This is a genomic window from Chryseobacterium hilariae (genome assembly GCF_051400735.1).
Classification (GTDB): Bacteria; Bacteroidota; Bacteroidia; order Flavobacteriales; family Weeksellaceae; genus Chryseobacterium.
The window spans coordinates 607269-632630 of the sequence record NZ_JBLFFJ010000001.1 but is presented as its reverse complement, the minus strand read 5'-3'; the positions used below and the strand labels follow the sequence as shown (position 1 = coordinate 632630).

Genomic DNA, 25362 nt, shown 5'->3' with positions numbered 1-25362 from the left:
TTTTAGATTAAAAAAATAAAAAAGAGGTTTCCTGTGAAGCCTCTTTTGTTTTTACAGACATTGTATTTCTCCTTTCTGATCTTTATGCTTCAACAAGGATTGATAAGTTTTCAACAGTTCGTCTGTGTTACACTGAATTTCTTTTCCGGAAATTTGATCGGAAATATTTTTTTCTTTGTTATCCGATCTTATGCTGTATTTCTTTTCAAGGCATTTCATCGGCTTGTTATTCTGAAGATAAATGCGCGTTTCTGTAATATCGTCTTTAGTGATTGCTTTTTCCGGAGTTCCGCCGTCAAAATTCCATACCGTTTCTTCTCTGAATATGAAAAAGGGTTCTCCGTTTTTAACAAAGTATTTTTCAGATGCCGAAAAATGGCTGTGTTCAGCATAAAAATGTTCTATCACTTTAATTTCATTCTTATCAGAAAAGAAAGTAACCCTTCCAGAAGGTTCTTCGTTACAATTGTATGTAAAACCATTGGAGCCAAGCTTTTTTGCCTCCAGCTGCGTCTGAAGGACACCATATTCTTTTTTGATTTCGGCTATAGGGTCAGTTGCATTTTTCCGGAGTGAATCCTTTTTTACAATCATACTGTCCGTGGAAACGGATGTTGTATGAGCCGTTTTATCTTTGTCATTTTTACATGAAAAGACAAGAAACAGACTGGCTGCGATGAACATTGTTTTCATATAATATTTATTGGTGGTTTATAAAATTACAAAAATTCTACAGTAACAAAAAAGAGACTCTCAATTGAAAGTCTCCGTGTTTATTTTTTATTTACAGTTATCGTTGTAATCTGTGATAACCTCTTCCACAATTTCAGGAGCATTGGACATTACATTGTCAATCTGGCTTTTGATCAGTTTTCCTAACCCGGATCTTTTCTTTTCGTCGTTTTTAAGAGAGGCATAAGAGCCGCTTGTTAACTTGCCTTTTGCATAGCTGCAGTCCGAAATAACCATTTTGGCTTTGGCTAAAGTCAGTTCTTCAATTTTGCCTCCTCTCTTAGAGTAAATATAAGAAGGGGAGTTTCTCATTCTTTCTGTTTCCTTTTCAGCTACCGCGATCTGGCCGCCGGCAGAAAATGTAGTAGGATAGCCATATAATTTATAGACTTTGATCTTGCCGTCTTTCACCACTTCTGCAAACTGATTGCTTTTTGTAAGGTTGTTGAATGCTTTAATATTCCCGCTTAAACCTCCGGTAGCTGTATTGAAGCCTTCTTTGGTATTGGTATACTTGATCATTTCAAAATGCCTCTCATCGTTGTTCTCATCAAAAGCTACATATTCTTTAATATCATCTGGATCAAGCGTCTTGAACTTTTGTTTCTTCTTGGACTTATCGATATCCGGCACTGCAACGAATTTTACTTTTTTCTGATTGCTCCACGGGTTCATGGCATCTCCGTTCAGTCTTACAATACCTTCAATTTTCTTTCCGCTTTTATCGATGATATAACCGTATTTTTCATCAGCTCTCAATTCATAATCTGTGTTGTCTTCCTGTGCATAGGTATTGAAAGATATCAATGTAAACAGGCTTAATACTAACGCTTTATTCATGTAATTATGGTTTTTAACAAATTTTTGTAAATATAGCTTTTTAAACCTTATGACAAAGCGGGATGAATACCACAGCTCAAATAAAAAAAAGACCCGGAATTCCCGGGCATGAATATATTTTAAATGATTTAATTTTTAAATCTTTCAATAAAGAATTACTGATATCTCTGATGTTCTTTGCTTTTCGAGAACCTCTTTGTGATCGGTTTGAACAGTGCTTTGTATTTTTCAGCATCAAACAGCTGTGAGTCGGTAAGCGCTTTGTAGGTCATCCATACTCCGAAAGGAAGAAGGATAAGATTAGGAAGCCAAGCTGCCAGATAAGGATTCATTCCGCCTCCCCATGCAATGTTTTCAATACCGAGGTTCATCACATAAAAAACAATAAAAATAACAATTGCGATGATTACCGGAAGCCCCATTCCTCCTTTTCTGATAATAGATCCTAAGCTGGCTCCAATCAGGAAAAAGATGATACACGTTACGGAATACGAAATAATTCTCTGCTGGTAAATAACGACCTTGCTAAAGTATTTTACATTTGAACTGAATTCATTCTTTTTACCCATGGATGTAGATTTCAGATTATCAAGCCTGTTGTAGGCATTAGAGATAATTTCCAGCTTTTTCTGTTCCTTTACGGTATCCAGTTTGATCTGTTGTTTCGCAACTGCTTTGGATTTTGTCTTATCCATATAATTGATCACCGAATTGGTCTGACTCAAAACATCAGCACCGATATTCGAAAAGAATGTAGCATTCTCTTTCTTATTTTTAGCAACCGTTCCATTAAGCTGTCCATATGTCTGAAAGCGGTAATCGTCCGTAATCTGTTCCTTTTCAATGGCCTTGTTAATGATCTCGCTGATGTCAAAGTGTGAAACTAAAGTATCAAATTTGATGGACTGATCCGGTTGTTTCAGTCTTACATTCTCACCTTTTCCTGCAAAATTGTCTTCAAGTATATAACCGTTATAAAGCTCCAGCTTCAGATAGTTTTTATTGGCAGCAGGGACAAATTTTCCTTTTTCTGCTACAATAGACTGCTGATTTTCATAAGTGCCGGCTTTTCTGTGTATAAAAACCCCTTCAATGCTTTCACCGTTTTCACCGTTGATCTTATCAAACTTTACCATATATCCCGGAATCTGATCGATGAACTGTCCGGGTGTAAAATTAAGCGCCGGTTTGGTTTGTGCAATATTGAAAAGCATATTCTTTGCTTTCTTCTGGAAGTCAGGAATGATGTTGTTGGAGAAAAAGAAAAGCATAACCGCCAGTATGATTGATACTCCCATCAGAGGTGCCATTACTCTTGTCAGGGAAATTCCTGCTGCCTTCATCGCTGCAAGTTCATACCGTTCCCCAAACTCACCGAAAGACATGATGCTCGCCAGAAGGATCGTAAGCGGCAATACCATACTGATAACGCTTACCCCAAGGTAAAAAAGAAGTTTAAGGATCTGCCAGTAGCTTAATCCTTTTCCCATGAACTGCCCAAGCTGAACCCAGATAATGTTTACAATAAAGATGAAAAACAAAACGCTGAATATAAAGAAAAACGGTCCAAAGAAGGTTTTTATGATATATCGGTCTAGTATTTTTAACATTCGCCAAAATTAATCAAAAAGCCACAAAGTTTTACTTGTGGCTCTTATATTTTTATTACTTTTTATTTAACGGGTGAAAAGCAAATCATTTGTTTTGATCTTTCACTTTTTAAAGCTCCGTGATCACGTAGTTTTTAAACTTATTCTTATCAAAAACAAACATATTGGGATCCAGCGTCTGGTTTTCCTTGTATTCCTTGATGGCAATTACAGCTACATCTTTATTGTTTCCGTGCTGCTCCAGTTTTACCATCTGCTTTTTTGCAGAATCTACAAAAAGATAGACGTGTTGGATTCCGTTAGATTTTATCGGGGTCAATTTAATGAAATCTGCATTTACTCCGTTTACATTCTTTTTCCCGTTATAGGTTACGTTATAATCATTTCTGTAGGTTGAAAGATAATTGATAGGGGAGAACATGCTGCTGCTTCCGTTAGGTTTTGCAATGGTTACCTCCATATCATCCGCATTGATGTTGTAGATTTTACTTCCGTCGAAGATCTGTTCCGTATCCATGATCTTCAGCTTATATTTATCACCTGCAGAATAGTAAATTCCCGGTTCTGTTTTGGTTACCTGTCCATTCACGCCAGTTCCGAAAGAAAATTTGAAGTAAGAATTCTTTTTAGACTTGTAGTTGGCTGTGATGTCGTCCAAGATCTTTTTAGCTTTTGCATCAATTTTCTGTGCCTCGGCAAATCCTACAGCACCTATTACAAAACTTCCGACTATAACTTTTGAAATAATATTTTTCATTTTCTTATTTAATAAACTTTAAACATTCTAATGCTTCAAGGTTTAATTTATAAAGCATTTTTCCTTTAACTACGCAAATCTTCCAAAAACTGTTCCAAAGAATGAAGATCGCTGATAATCACCTCTCTCGCTTTTGCTCCGTTAAATCCTCCTACAATACCGGTAGCCTCAAGCTGGTCCATAATTCTTCCTGCTCTGTTATACCCCAGTTTCAGCTGTCTCTGCAACATGGAAGTAGATCCCTGCTGTGTAGAAACAATGATTCTTGCCGCTTCTTCAAATAAGGCATCCTTTTCATTCGGATCAAAAGCACCTACCGTACTGGTAGAATCTTCGGAAACAAATTCCGGAAGCAGGAATGCTGATGAATAGCCTTTCTGTTCGCCGATATATTCTGCAAGTCTTTCCACTTCCGGTGTATCTACGAAAGCACACTGAAGTCTTAAGATCTCGTTTCCGTTGAAATAAAGCATATCACCTTTACCGATCAACTGGTCTGCACCCGGAGAATCCAGAATAGTCCTGGAATCCACACTGGAAATTACTCTGAAGGCAGCTCTTGCAGGGAAGTTGGCTTTAATCATACCTGTAATTACATTGACAGAAGGTCTCTGCGTGGCAACAATCAGGTGAATTCCTACTGCTCTTGCAAGCTGCGCGAGTCTGGCGATCGGAAGCTCAACTTCTTTACCAGCCGTCATGATAAGGTCGGCAAATTCGTCTACAACTAATACAATATATGGCAGAAAACGGTGTCCATTCTCTGGATTTAATTTTCTTTCTGTAAATTTTTTGTTGTATTCCTTTAAGTTCTTACAGAATGCATTTTTAAGAAGGTCATACCTTGTATCCATTTCTATACAAAGCGAATTCAGGGTATTAATCACCTTATTCGTGTCTGTGATGATCGCTTCCTCAGCATCCGGAAGTTTAGCCAGATAATGTCTTTCAATTTTTGAGTATAATGAAAGCTCCACCTTTTTAGGATCCACCATAACGAATTTCAGCTCGCTTGGATGTTTTTTATAAAGAAGGGAAGTGAGAATGGCATTAATCCCTACAGACTTACCCTGTCCTGTAGCACCTGCCATCAGTAAGTGAGGCATTTTTGAAAGATCGGCCATGAATACTTCATTAGAAATCGTCTTTCCGAAAACCACAGGAAGATCCATATCGGTATTCTGGAATTTGTGGGAAGCAATAACCGAACGCATGGAAACCATCGTAGGGTTTTTTCTAGGCACTTCAATCCCGATCGTTCCTTTTCCAGGCATTGGGGCAATGATCCTGATTCCTAAGGCAGAAAGGTTCAGGGCAATATCATCCTGAAGTTTTTTAATAGCTGATACTCTGATTCCGGCTTCCGGAACAATTTCATATAAAGTAACTGTTGGGCCTATCGTTGCCTTGATCTCGGAAATACCGACGTTGAAGTTCTTTAAAAGGCCTACAATCTTATTTTTATTTTCTTCTAATTCCTCCTGGTTAATTGAAATTTCTTCGCTGCCATAATCTTTCAGCAATTCCACTGTAGGCATCTGGAAACCCGCCAGATCAAGTTTATGATCATACAGGCCGTGTTTTTCTACAAGTTCCTGTGATTTTCTGTCTGAATCATCCAATACATCTACTACCGGAGCGATCTCTACATTAAATTTAATATTATCCTGAGCTGGTGTAGAAGCTGGTGGAACCGGGCTAACAACCGGACTTACCGGTGTCATATCAAATGCCTGTTCCGGAGTTGAAGCAGGAACAGAAGGTTTTGTATTCAGATTTAAGCTGACAGGCTTCTCTTCTTCTTCGAAAGAAGTCTGATTAGGCGTTACGATAGTTTCCAGATCTGTTACTGGCTGAACTTCAGGAAAACCTTTAGGAACGCTTACCGGTTCCTGCTCTTTAGCTTTAGCCTTATTTGAAACATCTGTAACAGTGACATTAAGACCCGCTTCTTCAGCTTCCTCCTGGAGTTCATCGTCTGCTTCAAAGTTTTCCTCTGAGCTAGGCATCATGGATCTAACTTTGCCGATCGTGCTATCATTAATCTTTTCCAGCTTAGCTTTAATGGAGCTTGGGCGAAGATTGAATTCCAAAATGAAATATAAAAGAATGCTTGAAACAAGTACTACCCAAAGTCCTACAGGTCCGATGATGGCATTCAGGTAATCCATGATCTGGTAACCGTAAACGCCTCCTAAAACACCCTGGCCTTTAGTTACAGCTCCCATAAAAATAGGAAGCCAGCAGATGAAAAACAAAGAATGTCCGATGGTTTTCCATGGTTTGAAGGTTCTTTTTTTAAGAATTAAGGTTCCCACAACCAAAAATAGAAAGGCAATGATGAATGATGCGATCCCTATGCTTTCGAATATGAAAATATTTCCCAGCCAGTCGCCCACCTTCCCAAAGATATTTGAGGATTTTATAGTTTTGTCGGTCATAGTTCCTGCCTGGCTCTGATCCGCTTTCCAGTTCATCAAATAGGAGACGAACGAAAATGCCAGAACGACAGAGAAAAGTATAAAGGTAAGCCCGAAAAATATACGCGGCTTAGATAATATTCTGCCTTTATCAGGCGATTCAGTCTGTTTTGTCTGTGTCTTTTTATCCATAATATCAATGTGGCAAATTTAATGTTTTTTCAACATTAATAGAATCTTTTTTTCTTCAAAAAGATAGCGTAATTTAGGGTTATTTTTTAAAATTATACAGCGTTTTTAAGATATTTTTTTCTTTGAAATGTAATACAGCAGGTACTTTTTGAATTAGTTCAAATGCCAGCAATTATTGCTCCACTAATTTTGTTCCATAAAGTTTAATAAACGTAAAAAATGAAAAATCTATTGCAAAACACTCTGGCGTTATGCCTGACTTTAATTTCATTAGTAACAATCAATGCACAACAAAAAAGAAACATGGAAAACACGGCTTTATTAATTATCGATGTACAGAATGATTATTTTCCTGGAGGAAAAATGGAACTGTCCGGAGCAGAACAGGCAGGTGGCAATGCCCGGAAGGTTTTAGACTATTTCAGGAAAAACAATCTTCCTGTCGTTCACATCAGGCATATTGCTCTGAATGAAGGTGCCGATTTTTTTCTTCCCGGTACTTCAGGATCTGAAATCAATTCTTTGGTTTCCCCTAAAGGCAATGAGAAAGTAATTATCAAACACTTCCCGAACAGTTTCCGCGAAACAGATTTGTTGGAATATCTACAGCAAGCCGATATTAAAAATTTGGTTATTACGGGAATGATGACCGATGTCTGTGTAGATTCTACCACAAGAGCAGCTTTCGATCTTGGATTTAGGAATACAGTGATCGGAGATGCTACAGCAACAAGGGACAGAGAGCTGTCCGGACAGATTGTAAGAGGGGCAGAAGTACAAAGATCATTTCTTGCCGGGATGTCTGCTTTAGGAAATCTATACGCAGAGATTATCAATACGAGAGATTTTCTGAACAGAAAATAATTCTAAAGCTATAAATCGGTAATAAAGGTATCCATAATATGGGTATCTTTATACTGTATAAGTAAAACAGAGCATGCTTGATCTCCTTTATAAAAATATCAGCAGATATCTTGAACTCTCCGATGAAGAATTTGAACGGTTTGGCAGACCTTTCAAACTTCGTAGATTTAAAAGAAAAGAGATTGTTCTCAGGGAAGGAGATTATTGCCTTTTTGAAGGGTTTGTGGTGAAAGGTTGTTTTAAGGTCTATTATCTGAATGAAAACGGATCTGAACAGACGTTATATTTTGCAGTGGAAGGATGGTGGATAACTGATATAGACAGCCTAATCAATAATATTCCATCTATCCTGAATATAGAAGCTCTTGAAGAAAGTGAAGTTCTGATGATTTCAAAGAAAGATAAAGAGAGGCTTTATGAAGAGGCGCCGCGGATAGAAAAACTTTTCAGAATCATGAATCAGCGGTCTTCGGTGGCTTTGCAGAGAAGAATTCTTTCTTTAACCGGGAAAACTGCAGACAAACGCTACCTTGAGTTTTTAGAAAAATACCTAGGACTTGAACAGAGAATTACCCAGCAGCAGGTAACTTCTTATCTGGGAATTAGCCATGAGTTTTTGAGTAAGATCAGAAAAAAGACTTCTCTGAATAAACAGCCTGAGGAATAGACAGTTTCAATCGTTGGAATAGGAATATTATATCCGGAATCCTATGATCTTAAAAATTGAATTTTCTTTAATAAATTTTATACTATTAAGAATGGTTCAAAATAACTGAAATAGGCTTTTAAATGACAAAAAACAGCTTTTTTTAGCCTCTTTGTTGTTTATCATCCTTATTTTTGCAAGTCAAGTAAAATAAATCATGAAGAAGCTCCAAGATATTCTTATCTCAACCAGAACAATGGCTGTGCTGTTACTGGTGTATGCATTTGCGATGGCATATGCAACGTTCTTAGAAAACGACTACGGAACTCCTACAGCTAAAGCGCTAATTTATGAAGCAAAATGGTTTGAACTAATCATGTTTCTGCTCATTCTCAACTTCATAGGAAATATCGCTCGATATCGTCTTTGGAAAAGGGAAAAATGGCCTGTTCTGGTATTTCACCTTTCTTTCATCCTTATTTTTATAGGAGGTGCTATTACAAGATATATCAGTTTTGAAGGTACAATGCACATCCGGGAAGGTGAAACTTCCAATGAGATTGTGACGGATAAGAATTTCTTTAAGATCCAGATTGAAGAGAAAGGAGATATTCTTAATTATCAGGATGTTCCTTATCTGATGTCTCCACTGCATAAAGATTTTAAGGCAACTTATGATTTCCACGGAAAGGAAATAAAGGTGTTTACAAAAGACTACATCCAGAGAAAAAAAGACAGCTTAATTGCTGAGCCCAACGGCGCAGAATACCTTCACCTGGTATCTACAGGAACTACCGGAAGACAGAATATTTACATCAAGCCGGGAGAAACAAAATCCATCAACGGAACTTTGGTAACGTTCAACAGAGCGATTGAAGGTGCAGTAGAATTCAAAAAAGAAGATGGAAAACTCTTCATCAAGACACCTGTTGATGCAGCCTTTATGACCATGGCAACACAGGCTACAGGAAGCACCAAGAAAGATGAATTCCAGCCTTTGGTATTAAGAAGCTTATATACCATCAACGAACTGAAACTGGTTGTTCCGGAAGGTCTTAAAAAAGGAAGACTGATGGCTTTTGAAGGTGATAAAAAGAAAGATGCCATGGTACCTGATGTAATGAGAATAGAACTTCAGGGGCCAAAAACAAAGCAAATGGTAGATCTTTCCGTAGAAAAAGGAAACCCGAATGCATATAAGCAGGTGACAATGGACGGTCTGAATATTATGGTAGGTTTCGGACCTAAAGTATATAATACGCCTTTTGCATTGAAATTAGATGATTTCGTGATGGAAACGTATCCGGGAAGTTCATCTCCAAGTGCTTACGAAAGCCACGTAAAGATCATTGACGAAGGAAAAGAAACCCCATATAAAATTTACATGAACCACGTTCTGAACCATAAAGGTTACCGTTTCTTCCAGTCAAGTTTTGATCCGGACAGAATGGGAACAGTACTTTCTGTAAACCACGATTTCTGGGGAACGATCATTTCTTACATCGGATACGGACTTCTGTTCTTAGGAATGTTTGTGATCTTCTTCTGGAAAGGAACTCACTTCTGGAAACTTAATAAAATGCTGACCGATGTTAACAAAAAGAAGACAGCAGCAGTACTTTTAGTGCTATTAAGTTTAGGCTTAAACGCACAGAAAATTGAAACACACGGGACCACTGACGGAAGCAGAGAACATGTACACGTAGAAGGTGACGGACATACACATGCACCAGCTCCATCTGTCCAGCCGCTTGATGCTGCTGCTCCCAAACAGAACTCTCTGGCAACACCAATGAACAAAATGAGATCTATCTCTCCGGATGAAATCATTGCAAGAAACAGAATCAGCAAAGAGCATGCGGACAAATTCGGATATCTTCTGGTTCAGAATTTTGAAGGAAGAATTGTTCCTATCAACACGGAGGCTCTGGATGTTTTAAGAAAGTTATATAAGAAAGACGAATTCAAAGGAACAGATGGAAAGTCTCTTACGGCTAACCAATGGTTCCTGTCGATTAATACAGATACACCGAGCTGGACTATGGTTCCTATGATTAAAGTAGGAACAAAAGGAGGTGACGAATTAAAAAACAAAACAAAGGCCGATGATGAAGGGTACACTTCGCTGATGAATCTTTTCCCGGCAGATGCCAACGGTAATCTTACCTATATTCTGGAACAAGATTACAATACGGCATTCCGTAAAAAACCTTCTGAACAGACTAATTATGATAAAGAAGTGATTTCTGTAAACGAAAGAGTACAGATCTTCAACGAGTTTTTCAGTGGTCAGTTTATGAGAATCGTTCCTGTAAAAAATGATGCCAACCACACATGGCATTCTTGGCTGGATCAAAAATTCGAGCCGGATATGGAATCGCAGCAGGTAATGGGGCCTTATTTTGCAGAAGCTCTTAACGCTCAGAAAACAGGAAACTGGAGCAAGGCAGATGCTGAACTGGCAAAACTTTCAGATTATCAGCAGAAGTGGGGTAAGGCAGTAGTTCCTGCAAAATCTAAAGTAGATCTTGAAGTTTTCATGAACAAAGTGAATATCAATTTCAAATTATTAATCTTCTACACTCTGATCGGAGGACTACTTCTGATCTTGGGATTTGTAGAGTTATTCAAATCTAATAAGCTTTTAAATAAAATAATCAAACTAATCATTGCTATAGGTTTAGTCGGATATCTTTGCCACTTCTTAGGCCTTGTAGCAAGATGGTATATTTCAGGGCACGCACCTTGGAGTAACGGATATGAAGCGATTATCTTTATCTCTTGGGTAGGTATTACGGCAGGACTTGTTCTCTACAGAAATGCCAATGCTCTGATCCCTGCAGCAGGATTTATGGTAGCAGTTATCATGATGGGATTTGCGCATGGAGGTTCAGCTCTTGATCCTCAGATCACACCGCTTGTTCCGGTATTGAAATCTTACTGGCTGATTGTTCATGTAGCGATCATTACATCAAGTTATGGCTTCTTTGCCCTGTCAATGATTATTGCTGTAATCTGTTTAGTATTCTTTATTATCGCCAATAAGGACACTCACAAGCTTCACCACGATACCACATTGAAAGAATTAACTATCGTTTCTGAAATGTCACTGACGATCGGTCTTTTTGCTTTAACCGTTGGAAACTTTTTAGGTGGTATCTGGGCCAATGAATCGTGGGGAAGATACTGGAGCTGGGACCCGAAAGAAACATGGGCTTTCATTTCTATCATGGTATATGCTTTTGTACTGCACATGAGATTGGTTCCGGGATTAAGAAGCAGATGGGCATTCCACGTAGCAACAATGTTTGCATTCTGTTCTATGGTAATGACGTACTTCGGAGTTAATTATTACCTGAGCGGACTTCACTCCTACGCAGCTGGAGATCCGGTTCCGGTTCCGGCTTGGGTATACATCGGATTAGGAACAATGTTTCTATTGTCAGCAGCTTCTTACTTCAAGTTTAAAGTTTTAACGAAGAAGTAGATTTCTATAAATATAAAATCAAAATCCTGGAATTTATTTCCGGGATTTTTTTGTGAGACAAAGTCCAGATTTACAAAGTTTATTTTATTTATCAATTTATCTGGGTCCTGATTCCATTTCCATGAAGGGGTGAATTTTTGCAAAATTAAAAGACGGTAGTCAAAAAGCTAATATCTTACAGGATCCGAATTGCTCCCATTTGCATCCTGGGGCCTACATTAAAAAAATCATTCCTCATAACTCAAAATTCAAAATTTATACATATCTTTATGATATCAAAATAATATCAAATTAAAAAATTACAATCATGGAAAAAGTATTAAAGCCCATGTCGGGCTATCTGGCATTAGTATTCTGTCTTGTTTTATTTGCCGGAGCGGTTTATTTTTTTATTTCCGGAGTTGAGAAGAGTATCACTTTTGTGATTATTTCGATGCTTTGTTTTCTGCTGTTCTGTTTCTTTCTGAAAGGCCTGATGATCATTCAGCCGAACCATTCGCGAGTGCTGAATTTCTTTGGAAAGTATGTAGGAACCGTAAAAGACAATGGATTGTTTTTTATCAACCCTTTGTACTCTTCACAGAAAATGTCGTTGCGTTCAGAAAACCTTCAGGGACAAACTCTGAAAGTGAATGATAAAATGGGTAACCCTATTGAAATAGCTGTTGTAATGGTTTGGAAAGTAGGAGATACTTATAAAGCGGCTTTTGATGTGGAGCGTTATTCGGACTTTGTAAGAATGCAGAGTGAAGCAGCAGTACGTCATTTGGCGATGAGTTTTCCGTATGATAATTTAGAAGATGATCATGCCCCGATTACTTTAAGAGAAGGTGGCGATAAGATCAATTCAATTCTGGAACAGGAACTTACGGACCGTCTTTCAAAAGCAGGAATCGTGATTCAGGAGGCCAGGATCTCACACCTTGCTTATGCCTCGGAAATTGCAGGAGCTATGCTTCAGAGACAGCAGGCAACAGCTATCGTAGCCGCAAGAACCAAGATTGTGGAAGGTGCAGTTGGAATGGTAGATTTGGCCCTGAAAAAACTTTCAGAGGAGAATATCGTAGAGCTTGATGATGAAAGAAAAGCGGCTATGGTGAGTAATTTAATGGTGGTGCTTTGCGGTGAAAAAGCTGCCCAGCCCATTTTAAATGCAGGAACTCTTTATAATTAAAATAAAAAGAGAAAAATGAATACTTAGATTTCATAACAAACTTAGCTGAGTAAAGCGCCTTTGCGAACTGGTACAAAAGTTTATTTAAACGAAATCTTTGCGTCTTTTGCGTTATTAAAAAAGTATTATTAAACAGGCAAAGAGAAAAAATGAAATCGGAAAAAACTTCAAAATCCTCTGAAACTAAAGGCAAAAAGTCATTCGTCATAAGAATCGACGAAGCTACCTATAAGCTGGTGGAGAAGTGGGCGAATGACGAATTCAGGAGTGTGAACGGACAGATCGAGTATTTGTTGCATCAAAGCCTGGTCAATTCAGGAAGGAAAAAGAAAGACGAAGAATAGAGTAAGTTGAAAAGATGAGACTGAAAATTGATCTTAATCCAACCTATAACAGTATAATAGCAATTCAGTTAACCTATTAAAAAGAAAAGCAGAGAAATTTCTCTGCTTTTTTATTTTATACAACTCTGAAGCGTATCCGCTCCAAAATAGAATATAACGAGCCAAATCAAGCCTTTGATCGTGAAAAAAGCAAATCCTGCCCAGCCTACACGCTTGAACCACTTCTTGAACTTAGAGTTGTTATTTTCCGGTAAATTTTCCATGTCTGAGTGTCAAAAGATTACATCACAAAGATAAAGCATGTTTATAATTAGTCCAAATAAAAAGCATGTTAAAAATTAAAATTTTGAGGTTCGCATAATATTTCTATCTTTAGAGGAAACGAAAAGTAAACATTTTATGTCTAAAAAAGTAAAGGATTTCGGAATCGAAAAAACACTCAAAAACCTTGGTATTAAAGAAGAAAATAAGGGGACTTCAGTGGGCGGAAAATATTTTGCTTCGGGGAAAACGATAGAAAGTTTTTCTCCTGTAGATGGCAGGCTAATCGCTAAAATTAAGACTTCCGGAGAAAGTGATTATGACAAAGTAATTGAGACGGCTCAGAAGGCGTTTCAGGAATTTAGATCCATCCCTGCTCCTAAAAGAGGGGAGATCGTTAGACAGTTAGGTCAGAAATTAAGAACATATAAAGATGACCTTGGAAAACTTGTTTCCTATGAAATGGGTAAATCTCTTCAGGAAGGTCTTGGAGAAGTTCAGGAAATGATTGACATCTGCGATTTTGCAGTAGGGGTTTCAAGACAGCTTCATGGTTATACGATGCATTCAGAAAGACCTGGTCACAGAATGTACGAGCAGTACCATCCGCTTGGTGTTGTGGGAATCATCACTGCTTTTAATTTCCCGGTTGCCGTATGGGCTTGGAATACAGCTTTAGCATGGATCTGCGGAAACGTTACGATCTGGAAGCCATCAGAAAAAACACCACTATGCGCTATCGCATGTCAGAACATTATGTCTGAAGTATTAAAGGAGAACAATCTTGCTGAAGGTATTTCAAGTGTACTGGTTGCTGATCACGAGATCGGGCAGAAGCTGGTTGATGATAAAAGGGTTTCCTTGGTTTCCTTCACCGGTTCTACAAGAGTGGGAAGAATGGTTTCTTCCAAAGTAGCAGAAAGATTCGGGAAATCTATCCTTGAATTAGGAGGAAACAACGCAATTATCATCTCTAAAGATGCAGATATAGACATGTCTATTATCGGAGCTGTTTTCGGTGCGGTAGGTACGGCCGGACAGAGATGCACATCTACAAGAAGACTGATCATCCATGAAAGCGTTTACAACGAAGTAAAAACAAGACTGGTAAAAGCATACGGACAATTGAAAATCGGAAATCCACTGGACGAAAATAACCATGTAGGGCCACTTATCGATGTAGATGCAGTGAATCAGTATGAAGAGGCTATCAAGAAATGTAAGAAAGAAGGTGGAAAATTTGTAGTTGAAGGAGGTATTTTAAGCGGAAAAGAATACGAATCCGGTTGCTATGTGAAGCCATGCATCGCAGAAGTGAAAAACTCTTACGAGATCGTTCAGCACGAAACCTTCGCGCCGATTCTGTATTTAATTAAATATAAAACATTGGAGGAAGCTATTGCTATTCAGAACGATGTTCCTCAGGGATTATCGTCTGCTATCATGACACAGAATTTAAGAGAAGCAGAATTATTCCTTTCTCATGCAGGTTCAGACTGTGGTATTGCCAACGTAAACATCGGAACCTCAGGTGCTGAAATAGGCGGTGCTTTCGGTGGTGAAAAAGAAACAGGAGGCGGAAGAGAGTCCGGTTCAGACGTTTGGAAATACTATATGAGAAGACAAACCAATACTATAAACTATACGGCTCAACTTCCTTTAGCACAAGGAATTAAATTTGATTTATAAAAATTAAGTTTAAGTCAATTCAATAAAAAACTAAAAATTAATAACCTGAATGTTTAAACTTTTTAATCATTCAATTATTAAATCACACAACTATTTTAATTATGGAACAAACAATTGATATAAAAGTAAATAAAGTAAAGGAAACCGTAGGAAGACACGTTTTGGCAGATGGTTTTGATTTTGTGATGGATATTGAAAAATCCCACGGATCATGGCTATACGATAAGCTCACAGACAAAGAGTACCTGGATATGTTCTCTATGTTTGCATCAGCTTCAATAGGCTATAACCATCCTTATCTGGTAGAAAGATCAGAGTGGCTGGGAAAAATGGCTGTCAACAAACCCACTTTGGCAGACGTGTATTCAGAGGAATATGCACACTTTCTGGAAGTTTTTGAAAGAGTAGTGATTCCTGAAGAACTGCAGTATGCTTTCTTTATCGAAGGTGGAAGTTTAGGGGTAGAAAACGCAATGAAGGCATGCTTTGACTGGAAAACCCGTAAGAATTTTGAAAAAGGACTTCAGACGGAAGCCGGGATCTGTATCCATTTCAGACAGGCATTCCACGGAAGAAGCGGCTATACTTTAAGCCTAACCAATACCTCCGATCCTAGAAAATATCAGTATTTCCCAATGTTTGACTGGCCAAGAATCTTAAATCCTAAGCTATCTTTTCCAATCACAGAAGAAAATTTAGAGGAAACCATCAAGAATGAAAGGCTGGCTCTTCTTCAGATTGAAGAAGCAATTCTTATAAACCCTAATAAAGTAGCTTGCATCATCATTGAGCCTATCCAGGCCGAAGGTGGTGACAATCACTTCAGAGACGAGTTCTTAATGGGCTTAAGAAACCTTTGTGACCAGAATGAAATCTTACTGATCTTTGATGAAGTTCAGACAGGTATTGCCATTACAGGTAAAATGTGGGCATTTCAGCACTTTACAGCCAAACCGGATATTATTTCTTTCGGGAAAAAAGCCCAGGTTTGTGGGGTTTTGGCTAATAAAGAAAAATTTGATGAGATCCCGAATAACGTTTTCAGAGAAAGCTCCAGGATCAATTCTACGTTCGGAGGAAACTTTATCGACATGCTTCGTTTTCAACTCGTGATGGAAGTTATCGAAAAGGAAAACCTGGTTGAAAATGCAAGAGTAGTTGGTGATTATCTGTTGGAAAGATTAAAAGAGCTGGCTCAGAAATATCCTGAGAAAATTTCAAATGCAAGAGGAAGAGGCTTGATGTGTGCTATAGATCTGCCTTCAGCAGAAGATAGGAACCGTTTAATGAACGAGCTTTTAAAGGATGGATTGATCATTCTTCCGTGTGGAGACTATTCACTTCGTTTCAGACCACATCTGAACGTAACCCAGGAAGAAATTCAATTGGCCATTGATAAAATAGAGAACAATATTAATAAAATTTAAATTCAAAGATTTGTAATTTTAAAAAATACATCGTATATTTAGATACTCAAACGATATAGAATATGGAAAGAAGTACGAGAGTATCGGTTTTTGAAAGTGACAAGCCTTCAGAAATCCAGCTAATAAAGTCTAAATTGGATGATGCACAAATTACAAACAGCGTCGAGAACAATTACCTTACCTTTACGACAACGCCTACCGCAACGTCATTAAAAATTATGGTAAAGCTGGAAGACGAGAAGAATGCATTTGAAGTTATAGATGCTTATCTTCAACAAAGTGAAAATCAATAAAACAATTTCATAATTTTAAATTTTACTACTTCGAACCGAAAATTAATTTTAATTAGTTTTCGGTTTTTTGATTCAAATGATATAAATTATTAAAAGATTTAAGCATTCAAAAATTTAAAAATTATTTGAGATGTAGAAGTTTGGAAATATTGGATTATAATTCAATTATACCACATTATTCAATAGAGGCAGGCTTTATAATGTTAAAAGTTACAATTAACTTAGCTAAAACTTAAATCTAAAATATCCGAATCCTTAATTTTTAAATATTTAAATACTTAAATCATTCAATCCAATAAACAACCAACAATGAATTCAGAGACCAAACTTAGAAAAGCTGAAATTGATGACAGGGATATAATTTGGGGAATTATCCAACAATCCATTGAAAGAAGAAAACAGGACGGGAGTACCCAATGGCAGAACGGATATCCCAATCTGGGAACCGTAGAAAGTGACATTTCAAAAGGCTTTGGATACGTCCTTACCGTTGAAGGAGAAATTGCCGTATATGCAGCACTGATTTTAAATGACGAACCGGCTTACAGCACTATTGAAGGAGCCTGGCTGAGCGACGGGGAATTCGTTGTCGTGCATAGAGTAGCCGTTGACGGAAAATTTGCAGGCCAGGGAATGGTGAAAAAATTATTTGATCACATTGAAGATTTTACAAGATCTCACGGAGTCCAAAGTATAAAAGTAGATACGAATTATGATAATAATGCCATGCTGAAGATCCTTGAAAGCAAGGGTTATTCCTATTGTGGTGAAGTATTATTGGCCGGAGGAATGAGAAAAGCCTATGAAAAGATTATAATTTAGAGCAAAAGTTAAATCATGTTTCATTGAATTTTTAAAAGACAGTCTATTTATAAACTCTATCATGTTTGTTCGTTTAGTTCTGAACTAATTTCTACTTTTGTCAAAATTTTTATATTATGCACCAAAGTATAGAAATTGATGAAAAAATTTTTCAAGATGCCGTAAAATTTTATGGCACCGTTTTCAACCTACCGCCTTTAGCTTCAAAAATTTATGCTTACCTCCTTTTCGATTACGAAAAAGTGGGAATCACCTTTGATGAATTTGTGGAAGTACTTTCCGCGAGTAAAAGTTCTGTTTCTACCAGTATATCACTACTGCTGAATGCGCAGCTGATTATTGACCACAACAAAATGGACGAGCGAAAACGGTATTTTTTCATCAATGATGAGTATAAAAAAATCAGATTTGAAAAAATTGTTCAAAAAATGGAGGACGAACTCAAATTACTGGATGACTTAAACAACTTTAAAAAAAATCATGATAATGAATACAACGAACGCATAGAAGCGTACAAAGCTCTCTTAAATAAGAACATAGAAAATATTCAGGAATCTCTTAATAAACTTTAAAATGAATAATAAGCTAGTTATACTTTCTATTGCAGCGCTTTCACTTACAGCCTGCAAAAAAGATGCTCCAAAACAGGACGGACCAAAACCGTATCCTGTAGTTTCTGTGGAGTCTAAAAATATAGTGGGCTATCAGACCTTTCCGGCCACGATACAGGGAAGAGTTAACAATGATGTCCGCGCAAAAATTCAGGGATATATTACTCAGGTGCTGGTAGACGAAGGACAGTATGTAACAAAAGGACAGCCATTGTTCCGTCTTGAAACCAATATCCTGACCGAAAATGCCGCTGCTTCCAAAGCCGGTATCGGTGCTGCAGAATCTACAATTGCAGCAGCACAGGCCTCTGTAAATGCGGCGCAGGTAGAAGTTAATAAGTTGAAACCTCTTGTTCAGAAAAATATCATCAGCAGTGTACAGCTGCAGACAGCTCAGGCTAACCTGGCCCAGGCTCAGGCTCAGCTGCAACAGGCGAATGCTGCAAAAAGACAGGCAGTTGCCAATTATAAAGGAGTAGAAGCCAATATTGAGTATTCTATCATCCGTGCTCCTATTTCCGGAGTAATCGGAAGGCTTCCATTGAAAGTGGGAAGTTTGGTAGGACCTACTGATCAGACAGCATTAACGACGATCTCCGATACTTCTGGGATTTTTGCCTATTTCTCAATGAATGAAAAAGAATATTTTGATTTCCTGGAAAAATCTCCGGGTGCATCTATGCCTGAAAAGATTAAAAACCTTCCGATGGTAGAACTGCAGCTGGCAAACGGAAGCCTCTATCCTGAAAAAGGAAGAATTGAAGCAATTACCGGACAGATAGACCCAACAACCGGAACAATCCAGTTCAGAGTAGCCTTTACCAATGCCCAGAAATTATTAAGTAATGGCAACAGTGGAACCATCAGATTCCCACAGCATTATGATAATGTATTGGTGGTGCCGGAAAGTGCAACTTACGAGCAACAGGGTATTGTTTATGTCTACAAAGTAGAGAAAGATACCGCTAAAAATGTTGTTGTAAATATCATAGACAGAATAGATAATCTCGCTCTTATAAAATCTGGTGTGAACAAAGGAGAAGTCATTGTTGCTGCCGGTATTGGAGGACTAAAACCGGGAACAGCCGTTAAGCCTAAAAAAGTCAAAATGGATAGTCTTGTTCAATCAATAAAACCGAAATTCTAAAAATGATTAAAAATTTTATTAACAGACCGGTTTTATCCACCGTTATATCAATTATTATTGTTATACTCGGTGTTTTAGGACTTATCTCGCTGCCGGTTACCCAGTATCCGGATATTGCACCTCCTACAGTAAGCGTCTCTGCGAACTATACAGGAGCCAATGCGGAAACTGTGATGAAAAGTGTTGTAGTACCTCTGGAAGAACAGATCAATGGGGTAGAAGGAATGGATTATATCACTTCCAGTGCCGGAAACGACGGCTCTGCTCAAATTCAGGTTTTCTTTAAACAGGGAATAGACCCGGATATTGCGGCCGTAAACGTACAAAACCGTGTAGCAAGAGCAACGCCGCTTTTACCTTCTGAAGTAACACGTTCTGGGGTGGTAACGCAGAAACAGCAGACCAGTGCCCTGATGTATATGTCTTTCTATTCCGAAAATAAGGATCTTGATGATGTATACCTTCAAAACTTCCTGAATATCAATATTATTCCTAACCTTAAAAGGATCAATGGTGTTGGGGATGCCAACGTTTTCGGCGGTAAAAACTATTCCATGAGAATCTGGCTGGATCCTGCAAAAATGGCGGCTTACAGTGTAACGCCTACAGATGTTACCAATGCCATCAACGAACAGAGTAGAGAAGCAGCAGCAGGTTCTATAGGACAAAACAACGGAAGCTCTTTTGAATATATCATCAAATATGTTGGTAAGTTCAATGATAAGGAGCAGTATGATAATATCATCATCAAATCTCTTGGAAACGGACAAAGCCTAATGCTGAAAGATGTGGCCAAAGTAGAACTTGCCGGCCAGTCTTATTCCGGTGTCGGAGAAAATGGGAACTACCCTTCCATCAGTATGGGAATTTTCCAGACTCCGGGATCCAATGCCCAGGAGATCATTAAAAATATTAAAGAATATCTGAAATCGGCTGAAGGTACCTTTCCGCAAGGAGTCAAGTATACCTTTAACTTTGATACGAACGAATTCCTTGAAGCTTCTATTGAAAAAGTAGTACATACCCTGATCGAAGCCTTCATTCTTGTATTTATTGTTGTATATATTTTCCTTCAGGATTTCAGATCTACCCTGATCCCGGCTATTGCAGTTCCGGTATCTATTGTGGGAGCGTTCTTCTTCCTGAATTTATTTGGATATTCACTCAACTTGTTAACCTTATTCGCATTGGTACTGGCTATTGGTATTGTGGTGGATGATGCGATTGTCGTCGTCGAGGCCGTCCATGCCAAGATGGAACATGGTATTGCGGATGCTAAAAAAGCAACTGTAGAAGCAATGGATGAGATCACAGGAGCTATCATTTCTATTACTTTGGTAATGGCAGCGGTATTTATTCCGGTAACTTTTATTACAGGCCCTACGGGAGTTTTCTACCAGCAGTTTGGGATTACTCTTATTATAGCGATCATTATTTCTGCGATCAACGCCTTGACTCTGAGCCCGGTTTTATGTTCATTATTTTTAAAGCCTCACTCAGAACATCACAAAGAATACAGCAGTCTTAATTTCCTTCAAAAATTCTTCTATAAATTCAATATTGCTTTCAAGACAGCCACTGAGCGTTACGGAAGAGGATTTGTATTCCTGTTGAGACATAAATGGGTAACCCTGATTATTTTCGCTGTTACAGGAGGTATTTTATTCTGGGCAAGCAGCACTATGAAAAAAGGTTTTGTACCTACAGAAGACAGAGGAATTATCTTTACAGACGTTCAGCTTCCTCCGGGAGCTTCCATGGAAAGAACATACAATGCCCTAAAGACACTTCAGGCTAATGCAATGAAAGTTCCGGGAGTACAGAATGTGACGATTTCCACCGGGAGAGGATTCCTTTCCGGAAACGGAAGTAACAACGGTCTTGCTTTCGTTAAGCTGAAACCGTTTGACGAAAGGAAAAAAGACGGACAGACTTCAGAAGATATCACCAAAAAATTATTTGGAATTGTAGGGTCCGTTCCTGATGCCAAAGTCGTATTCTTCCAACCGCCAAGTGTACCCGGATTTGGTAGCAGCGCCGGTTTTGAAATGGTATTGCTTGATAAATCCGGTGGAGATTATGCAGATCTGGATAATAAAACAAATGAATTCATCGGAAAGCTGATGGAAAGACCAGAAATTGAGTTTGCCCAGACCTCGTTCAATACAAAATATCCTCAGTATCAGATGGAGATCAATGTTCCTCTGACTAAACAGCTTGGAGTTTCCGTAAGTGATATCCTGGCTACCATGCAGGGGTATATCGGAGGTATTTATACTGCCGACTTTACAAAGTATGGAAAACAGTTCAGAGTAATGGTTCAGGCGCTTCCTGAAAACAGAAGAAATATCGAAAACCTGAACGAGCTTTATGTAAAAACAGGGTCCGGAATAATGTCACCTATTTCACAGTTTGTCACTCTGAAAAAAGCATACGGACCTCAGTCTGTAAGCCGTTACAACTTGTTTACTTCGGTGAAGGTGACAGGAGCAAACTCTGCAGGATACAGTTCCGGGGATGCCATTACCGCTGTACAGCAGGTAGCAGGTGAAACCCTGAACCAAAACTATGCAGTAGAATTTACCGGATTAACCAGAGAAGAATTAAATTCAGGTTCTCAGACTCTTCTGATTTTCGGATTAAGCTTAGTCTTTGTTTACTTTATTCTTTCTGCTCAGTATGAAAGTTATATTCTTCCGCTAATCGTTGTAATTTCTCTTCCTCTTGGGGTAATGGGAGCTTATTTCGGGCAGAAGATTATGGGCTTGGAAAATAACATTTACTTCCAGATCGCCCTGATCATGCTTGTGGGACTATTAGCGAAAAACGCGATCCTTATCGTTGAATTTGCGGTCCAGAGAAGGCATCATGGTGAAACCATTGTCATGTCCGCTATCAATGCGGCTAAAGCCAGGGTGAGACCAATTTTGATGACCTCATTTGCTTTTATTTTCGGTTTATTACCATTGGTTTTAGCGAGTGGAATTGGTGCGGTAGGTAACAGATCTATTGCAACGGGTGCCGCGATTGGATTATTAATAGGTACAATTTTAGGACTATTTGTAATCCCTGTCTTGTATGTGATTTTCCAAACTTTACAGGAAAAAGTGAAGCCGCTTAAAAAAGAAGAAATCAGTTTAGCAGAATAAAATTAATTAGAGAAGGTAGAGGTTAGATATTAGAAATGAGTTCTAAATCTAGCTTCTAACCTCTAATATCTAACTTCTAATTTCAAATAATGAAGAGTTTATTAAACATCATAAAAGGAATAACTTTTTCAGCTGTCATACTGGGCGCCATTACATCGTGCATGGCCAGAAAAGAGTATGAGAGACCGAAAAATGTTGTCGACGAAAAGCTTTTCCGCACAGATATGCTGCCTTCAGACAGTGCCAGTATTGGAGCTATTTCATGGAAAGAAATTTTTACAGATCCTGTATTGCAGGGACATATTTCCAAAGCTTTAGAAAACAACTTAGATATCAGGATCGCCCTGCAGAGCATTGGTTCCGCAGAAGCTTATCTGAAACAGAGCAAAGCAGCCTACCAGCCAACTCTTTCCGTAGGTCCGAACTATACATTCCAGACACAGTCTATCAATACCCAGTTTGGGCAGATCATCGGAGAAAGACGTTATGTCAACCAATTCGATATTACAGCAAGCATAGGATGGGAGGCAGATCTTTGGGGAAAATTGAAAGCCCAGGAAAAAGCACAGCTTGCTACTTATTTGGGAACAGTTGCTGCCCATAAAGCAGTGAAAAGTGATCTGGTAGCCTCTATTGCTTCTGCTTATTATCAGCTTTTAACTTTTGATGCTCAAAAAAGGATCATCAATGAAACGATTGCAGTAAGAGAAAAGAATTTAGAAACTACCAAAGCATTGAAGATCTCAGGAAATGTCACAGAAGTAGCTGTACAGCAGAGTGAGGCTCTTGTTTTTAATGCAAAATCTTTATTGATTGATATTGAGACTCAGACTCAGTTGCTTGAAAATACCATGAGCCTTCTGATGGGAGAGCCTTCTCATTCTATTGCAAGATCTACCCTGGAAACACAGAAGCTTCCGATTGATCTTAAATTAGGATATCCGGCACAGTTATTAGCTAACCGTCCGGACGTTATGAGAGCGGAATATAATCTTATGAATGCATTCGAGCTGACCAATTCAGCAAAAGCTCAGTTTTATCCTACTTTAAAGCTTACGGGAAGCGGAGGGCTGCAGTCGGTAGACCTTGATCATTTATTCAGTGTAAATTCATTGTTTGCCAATGTGGTAGCCGGTCTTGCACAGCCTATTTTAAATAAGAGACAGATCCAGACGAACTATGATGTAAGTCTTGCCAACCGGGAAACCGCTTATCTGAATTTCAGAAAGACCGTTCTTACGGCTGGAAAAGAGGTATCAGATGCAATTCGGGTATTTTCGGTTCAGGATTCCTTTATTGAATTAAAGCAAAAGGAGCTGGATGCCTATAAAAAATCTGTAGAATACTCTCAGGAGCTTGTAAACTATGGAATGGCAAACTATCTTGAAGTACTGAACGCCAGCGTTAATTCATTGAATGCAGAATTGAATATTTCCAATGCGGAATACAATAAAATGAAAGCTGCTGTAGAGCTGTATCAGGCCCTTGGTGGTGGATGGAAATAATAATTTCATTTTGATTAATAATACAAACGTACATCCAACGATGTACGTTTTTTATTTAAAAAACTGCTTGAATAATAAAGCTAAAAATAATATAAATAATAATTTTATTTGCATATATGTAGTTAACTACGTAGTTTTGTTATATAAAATAAAACTTATGAAAATAAATATCAAGCAATTGGATAATAGCTATTCGGAACAGCTTATTGATTTGATCCTTACTATACAGCAGAAAGAATTTAACGTACCTATTACAATAGAAGACCAGCCTGATCTTAAAGAGATTGAGAACTTCTATATGGAATCTGGCGGGAACTTTTGGGGAGCTTTTATAGAAGGAGAGCTGGTAGGCTCCATAGCATTGGTTAAATTTGATGAAAGGGAAGGAGCGGTGAGAAAGATGTTTGTAAAAAAAGAATTCAGAGGAAAAGAACTGAATATTGCACAGGAACTTCTGGAAGTTTTGATTTCTTTCTGTCGCGACAATGGAATAGAAGCTATATATTTAGGAACAGTTTCAATACTGAAAGCGGCAATGCGGTTTTATGAAAGAAATCATTTTATACAGGTTAAAAAAGAAGATTTACCGACCCGTTTTCCTTTGATGAATGCTGATAATGTTTTCTATACTTTAAATGTAAACCAGACTGTATGAATATAATAGATGAATCAGGAATCTTGGCCATTTCAACGAGGCTGCAGCGTCTCAGTGAGCAGCTCAGAAAAGATGGTGCCATGATCTATAAATCTTTCGGCATTGACTTTGAACCTAAATGGTTTCCTGTAATCTTTACCTTGCACCACAAAAAAATGCTGAGTGTAGTAGAAATTGCAAACGAAATAGGGTATACACATCCTTCAACCATAAGCTTGCTAAAGGAGCTGGAAAAACAGAAGCTTATTCAATCCAAAAAAGATAAGGAGGATGAGCGAAGAAGACTGATTATACTTTCTCCAAAAGGCCTTGAACTCATCGAAAAAATGAAGCCGGTTTGGGAATTGGTCTCAAAAGTACTGGGAGAAATTGCAGACAATGAGAATCATCTTTTGGCAGCCATTAATGAGGCTGAAGAAAAAATTGCTATGCAGTCTTTTTACCAGCGTGCTATGCAGATGAAGAAGGCAGATTGAATCATTTGAATATCAGCAATTTGTTGAATATTATATTCCTTTTTTATGACCAAACCGCTTCAAGTATTGAATGACAGGGGAAAAATTTAGTATGGATTATGATAAAAAAAGAGCGAAAATATTTGGATATGTAGTTTAAATACTTACTTTTGTACCGCTTTAAGAAAGTAGGGGGATTGGCGCAGTTGGCTAGCGCGTTTGACTGGCAGTCAAAAGGTCACGGGTTCGAATCCCGTATTCTCCACTAAGCAGATGATTAAA

At 38.2% G+C, this 25362-nt stretch carries 21 protein-coding genes and 1 tRNA gene; 16 read left to right on the top strand and 6 right to left on the bottom strand.

The genetic code is table 11. From position 1 onward, the window contains the following. Positions 1-51: 51 nt before the first annotated feature. The 5 genes from ACMGDK_RS03045 to ACMGDK_RS03025 all read right to left on the bottom strand — a co-directional run bounded on the left by ACMGDK_RS03045 (position 52) and on the right by ACMGDK_RS03025 (position 6551). Positions 52-693, bottom strand: coding sequence for a hypothetical protein (locus tag ACMGDK_RS03045; RefSeq protein ID WP_436806573.1), 642 nt, complete (start codon positions 691-693; stop codon positions 52-54). A gap of 87 nt (positions 694-780) precedes the next feature. Next, entirely contained in the window at positions 781-1572 is a 792-nt protein-coding gene (locus ACMGDK_RS03040) for a hypothetical protein (RefSeq protein ID WP_436806572.1), read from the bottom strand. A 155-nt stretch (positions 1573-1727) separates the two neighbouring features. After that, positions 1728-3182, bottom strand: coding sequence for an LptF/LptG family permease (locus ACMGDK_RS03035; protein WP_436806571.1), 1455 nt, complete (start codon positions 3180-3182; stop codon positions 1728-1730). Between the two features lie 109 nt (positions 3183-3291). Then, positions 3292-3939: an outer membrane lipoprotein periplasmic chaperone LolA1 gene (gene lolA1 / locus ACMGDK_RS03030; RefSeq protein WP_436806570.1), complete on the bottom strand. Its 648-nt coding sequence runs from the start codon at positions 3937-3939 to the stop codon at positions 3292-3294. A gap of 65 nt (positions 3940-4004) precedes the next feature. Further along, entirely contained in the window at positions 4005-6551 is a 2547-nt protein-coding gene (locus ACMGDK_RS03025; RefSeq protein WP_436806569.1) for an FtsK/SpoIIIE family DNA translocase, read from the bottom strand. A 219-nt stretch (positions 6552-6770) separates the two neighbouring features. Between ACMGDK_RS03025 and ACMGDK_RS03020 the strand changes: the two genes are divergently transcribed. The 5 genes from ACMGDK_RS03020 (at position 6771) to ACMGDK_RS03000 (ending at position 13066) form a co-directional block, all read left to right on the top strand. Further along, positions 6771-7415 (top strand): cysteine hydrolase family protein, encoded by a 645-nt coding sequence (locus tag ACMGDK_RS03020; protein ID WP_436806568.1) that lies wholly within the window; start codon positions 6771-6773, stop codon positions 7413-7415. Between the two features lie 73 nt (positions 7416-7488). Further along, entirely contained in the window at positions 7489-8082 is a 594-nt protein-coding gene (locus ACMGDK_RS03015; RefSeq protein WP_436806567.1) for a Crp/Fnr family transcriptional regulator, read from the top strand. 196 nt (positions 8083-8278) lie between these two features. After that, a complete protein-coding gene (gene ccsB, locus ACMGDK_RS03010) occupies positions 8279-11548 on the top strand; it encodes a c-type cytochrome biogenesis protein CcsB (protein ID WP_436806566.1) in 3270 nt (1089 codons plus the stop codon). A 307-nt stretch (positions 11549-11855) separates the two neighbouring features. Further along, complete coding sequence (locus tag ACMGDK_RS03005; protein WP_436806565.1) at positions 11856-12722, top strand: SPFH domain-containing protein; 867 nt, start codon at positions 11856-11858, stop codon at positions 12720-12722. A gap of 149 nt (positions 12723-12871) precedes the next feature. Continuing rightward, positions 12872-13066, top strand: coding sequence for a type II toxin-antitoxin system antitoxin (locus tag ACMGDK_RS03000; RefSeq protein ID WP_426048923.1), 195 nt, complete (start codon positions 12872-12874; stop codon positions 13064-13066). A 110-nt stretch (positions 13067-13176) separates the two neighbouring features. On the opposite strand, the gene ACMGDK_RS02995 is transcribed toward ACMGDK_RS03000, so the two are convergent. Then, positions 13177-13329: a hypothetical protein gene (locus ACMGDK_RS02995; RefSeq protein WP_429933927.1), complete on the bottom strand. Its 153-nt coding sequence runs from the start codon at positions 13327-13329 to the stop codon at positions 13177-13179. Positions 13330-13465: 136 nt separating this feature from the next. Here ACMGDK_RS02995 and amaB point away from each other — a divergent pair, with 136 nt between their 5' ends. The 11 genes from amaB (at position 13466) to ACMGDK_RS02940 (ending at position 25345) form a co-directional block, all read left to right on the top strand. Further along, positions 13466-15016, top strand: coding sequence for an L-piperidine-6-carboxylate dehydrogenase (gene amaB, locus ACMGDK_RS02990; protein ID WP_436806564.1), 1551 nt, complete (start codon positions 13466-13468; stop codon positions 15014-15016). Between the two features lie 101 nt (positions 15017-15117). Next, entirely contained in the window at positions 15118-16443 is a 1326-nt protein-coding gene (gene lat / locus ACMGDK_RS02985) for an L-lysine 6-transaminase (RefSeq protein ID WP_436806563.1), read from the top strand. Positions 16444-16505: 62 nt separating this feature from the next. After that, on the top strand, positions 16506-16736 hold the full coding sequence (locus ACMGDK_RS02980) for a DUF2007 domain-containing protein (RefSeq protein WP_111953226.1): 231 nt from the start codon (positions 16506-16508) through the stop codon (positions 16734-16736). Positions 16737-17045: 309 nt separating this feature from the next. Continuing rightward, positions 17046-17558 (top strand): GNAT family N-acetyltransferase, encoded by a 513-nt coding sequence (locus ACMGDK_RS02975; RefSeq protein ID WP_436806562.1) that lies wholly within the window; start codon positions 17046-17048, stop codon positions 17556-17558. 116 nt (positions 17559-17674) lie between these two features. Then, positions 17675-18130, top strand: coding sequence for a transcriptional regulator (locus ACMGDK_RS02970; protein ID WP_116011749.1), 456 nt, complete (start codon positions 17675-17677; stop codon positions 18128-18130). 1 nt (position 18131) lies between these two features. After that, positions 18132-19316, top strand: a complete 1185-nt coding sequence (locus ACMGDK_RS02965; protein ID WP_436806561.1) for an efflux RND transporter periplasmic adaptor subunit — start codon at positions 18132-18134, stop codon at positions 19314-19316. Positions 19317-19318: 2 nt separating this feature from the next. Next, positions 19319-22465: an efflux RND transporter permease subunit gene (locus ACMGDK_RS02960; RefSeq protein ID WP_436806560.1), complete on the top strand. Its 3147-nt coding sequence runs from the start codon at positions 19319-19321 to the stop codon at positions 22463-22465. Positions 22466-22554: 89 nt separating this feature from the next. Beyond that, the gene (locus ACMGDK_RS02955; RefSeq protein ID WP_436806559.1) at positions 22555-23970 is read left to right on the top strand and encodes an efflux transporter outer membrane subunit; all 1416 of its coding nucleotides are present in this window, start codon (positions 22555-22557) and stop codon (positions 23968-23970) included. 157 nt (positions 23971-24127) lie between these two features. Next, positions 24128-24625 (top strand): GNAT family N-acetyltransferase, encoded by a 498-nt coding sequence (locus ACMGDK_RS02950; RefSeq protein ID WP_436806558.1) that lies wholly within the window; start codon positions 24128-24130, stop codon positions 24623-24625. Then, positions 24622-25101 (top strand): MarR family winged helix-turn-helix transcriptional regulator, encoded by a 480-nt coding sequence (locus ACMGDK_RS02945; RefSeq protein ID WP_436806557.1) that lies wholly within the window; start codon positions 24622-24624, stop codon positions 25099-25101. The genes ACMGDK_RS02950 and ACMGDK_RS02945 overlap by 4 nt, the downstream gene beginning before the upstream one ends. Before the next feature lie 170 nt (positions 25102-25271). Beyond that, positions 25272-25345: transfer RNA gene (locus ACMGDK_RS02940), tRNA-Ala, on the top strand. Positions 25346-25362: the final 17 nt, after the last annotated feature.

Bases quoted from the DNA above. Each gene is read 5' to 3' on its own strand.
- ACMGDK_RS03045 (WP_436806573.1), bottom strand. From the start codon at position 693: ATGAAAACAATGTTCATCGCAGCCAGTCTGTTTCTTGTCTTTTCATGT.
- ACMGDK_RS03040 (WP_436806572.1), bottom strand. From the start codon at position 1,572: ATGAATAAAGCGTTAGTATTAAGCCTGTTTACATTGATATCTTTCAAT.
- ACMGDK_RS03035 (WP_436806571.1), bottom strand. From the start codon at position 3,182: ATGTTAAAAATACTAGACCGATATATCATAAAAACCTTCTTTGGACCG.
- lolA1 (WP_436806570.1), bottom strand. From the start codon at position 3,939: ATGAAAAATATTATTTCAAAAGTTATAGTCGGAAGTTTTGTAATAGGT.
- ACMGDK_RS03025 (WP_436806569.1), bottom strand. From the start codon at position 6,551: ATGGATAAAAAGACACAGACAAAACAGACTGAATCGCCTGATAAAGGC.
- ACMGDK_RS03020 (WP_436806568.1), top strand. From the start codon at position 6,771: ATGAAAAATCTATTGCAAAACACTCTGGCGTTATGCCTGACTTTAATT.
- ACMGDK_RS03015 (WP_436806567.1), top strand. From the start codon at position 7,489: ATGCTTGATCTCCTTTATAAAAATATCAGCAGATATCTTGAACTCTCC.
- ccsB (WP_436806566.1), top strand. From the start codon at position 8,279: ATGAAGAAGCTCCAAGATATTCTTATCTCAACCAGAACAATGGCTGTG.
- ACMGDK_RS03005 (WP_436806565.1), top strand. From the start codon at position 11,856: ATGGAAAAAGTATTAAAGCCCATGTCGGGCTATCTGGCATTAGTATTC.
- ACMGDK_RS03000 (WP_426048923.1), top strand. From the start codon at position 12,872: ATGAAATCGGAAAAAACTTCAAAATCCTCTGAAACTAAAGGCAAAAAG.
- ACMGDK_RS02995 (WP_429933927.1), bottom strand. From the start codon at position 13,329: ATGGAAAATTTACCGGAAAATAACAACTCTAAGTTCAAGAAGTGGTTC.
- amaB (WP_436806564.1), top strand. From the start codon at position 13,466: ATGTCTAAAAAAGTAAAGGATTTCGGAATCGAAAAAACACTCAAAAAC.
- lat (WP_436806563.1), top strand. From the start codon at position 15,118: ATGGAACAAACAATTGATATAAAAGTAAATAAAGTAAAGGAAACCGTA.
- ACMGDK_RS02980 (WP_111953226.1), top strand. From the start codon at position 16,506: ATGGAAAGAAGTACGAGAGTATCGGTTTTTGAAAGTGACAAGCCTTCA.
- ACMGDK_RS02975 (WP_436806562.1), top strand. From the start codon at position 17,046: ATGAATTCAGAGACCAAACTTAGAAAAGCTGAAATTGATGACAGGGAT.
- ACMGDK_RS02970 (WP_116011749.1), top strand. From the start codon at position 17,675: ATGCACCAAAGTATAGAAATTGATGAAAAAATTTTTCAAGATGCCGTA.
- ACMGDK_RS02965 (WP_436806561.1), top strand. From the start codon at position 18,132: ATGAATAATAAGCTAGTTATACTTTCTATTGCAGCGCTTTCACTTACA.
- ACMGDK_RS02960 (WP_436806560.1), top strand. From the start codon at position 19,319: ATGATTAAAAATTTTATTAACAGACCGGTTTTATCCACCGTTATATCA.
- ACMGDK_RS02955 (WP_436806559.1), top strand. From the start codon at position 22,555: ATGAAGAGTTTATTAAACATCATAAAAGGAATAACTTTTTCAGCTGTC.
- ACMGDK_RS02950 (WP_436806558.1), top strand. From the start codon at position 24,128: ATGAAAATAAATATCAAGCAATTGGATAATAGCTATTCGGAACAGCTT.
- ACMGDK_RS02945 (WP_436806557.1), top strand. From the start codon at position 24,622: ATGAATATAATAGATGAATCAGGAATCTTGGCCATTTCAACGAGGCTG.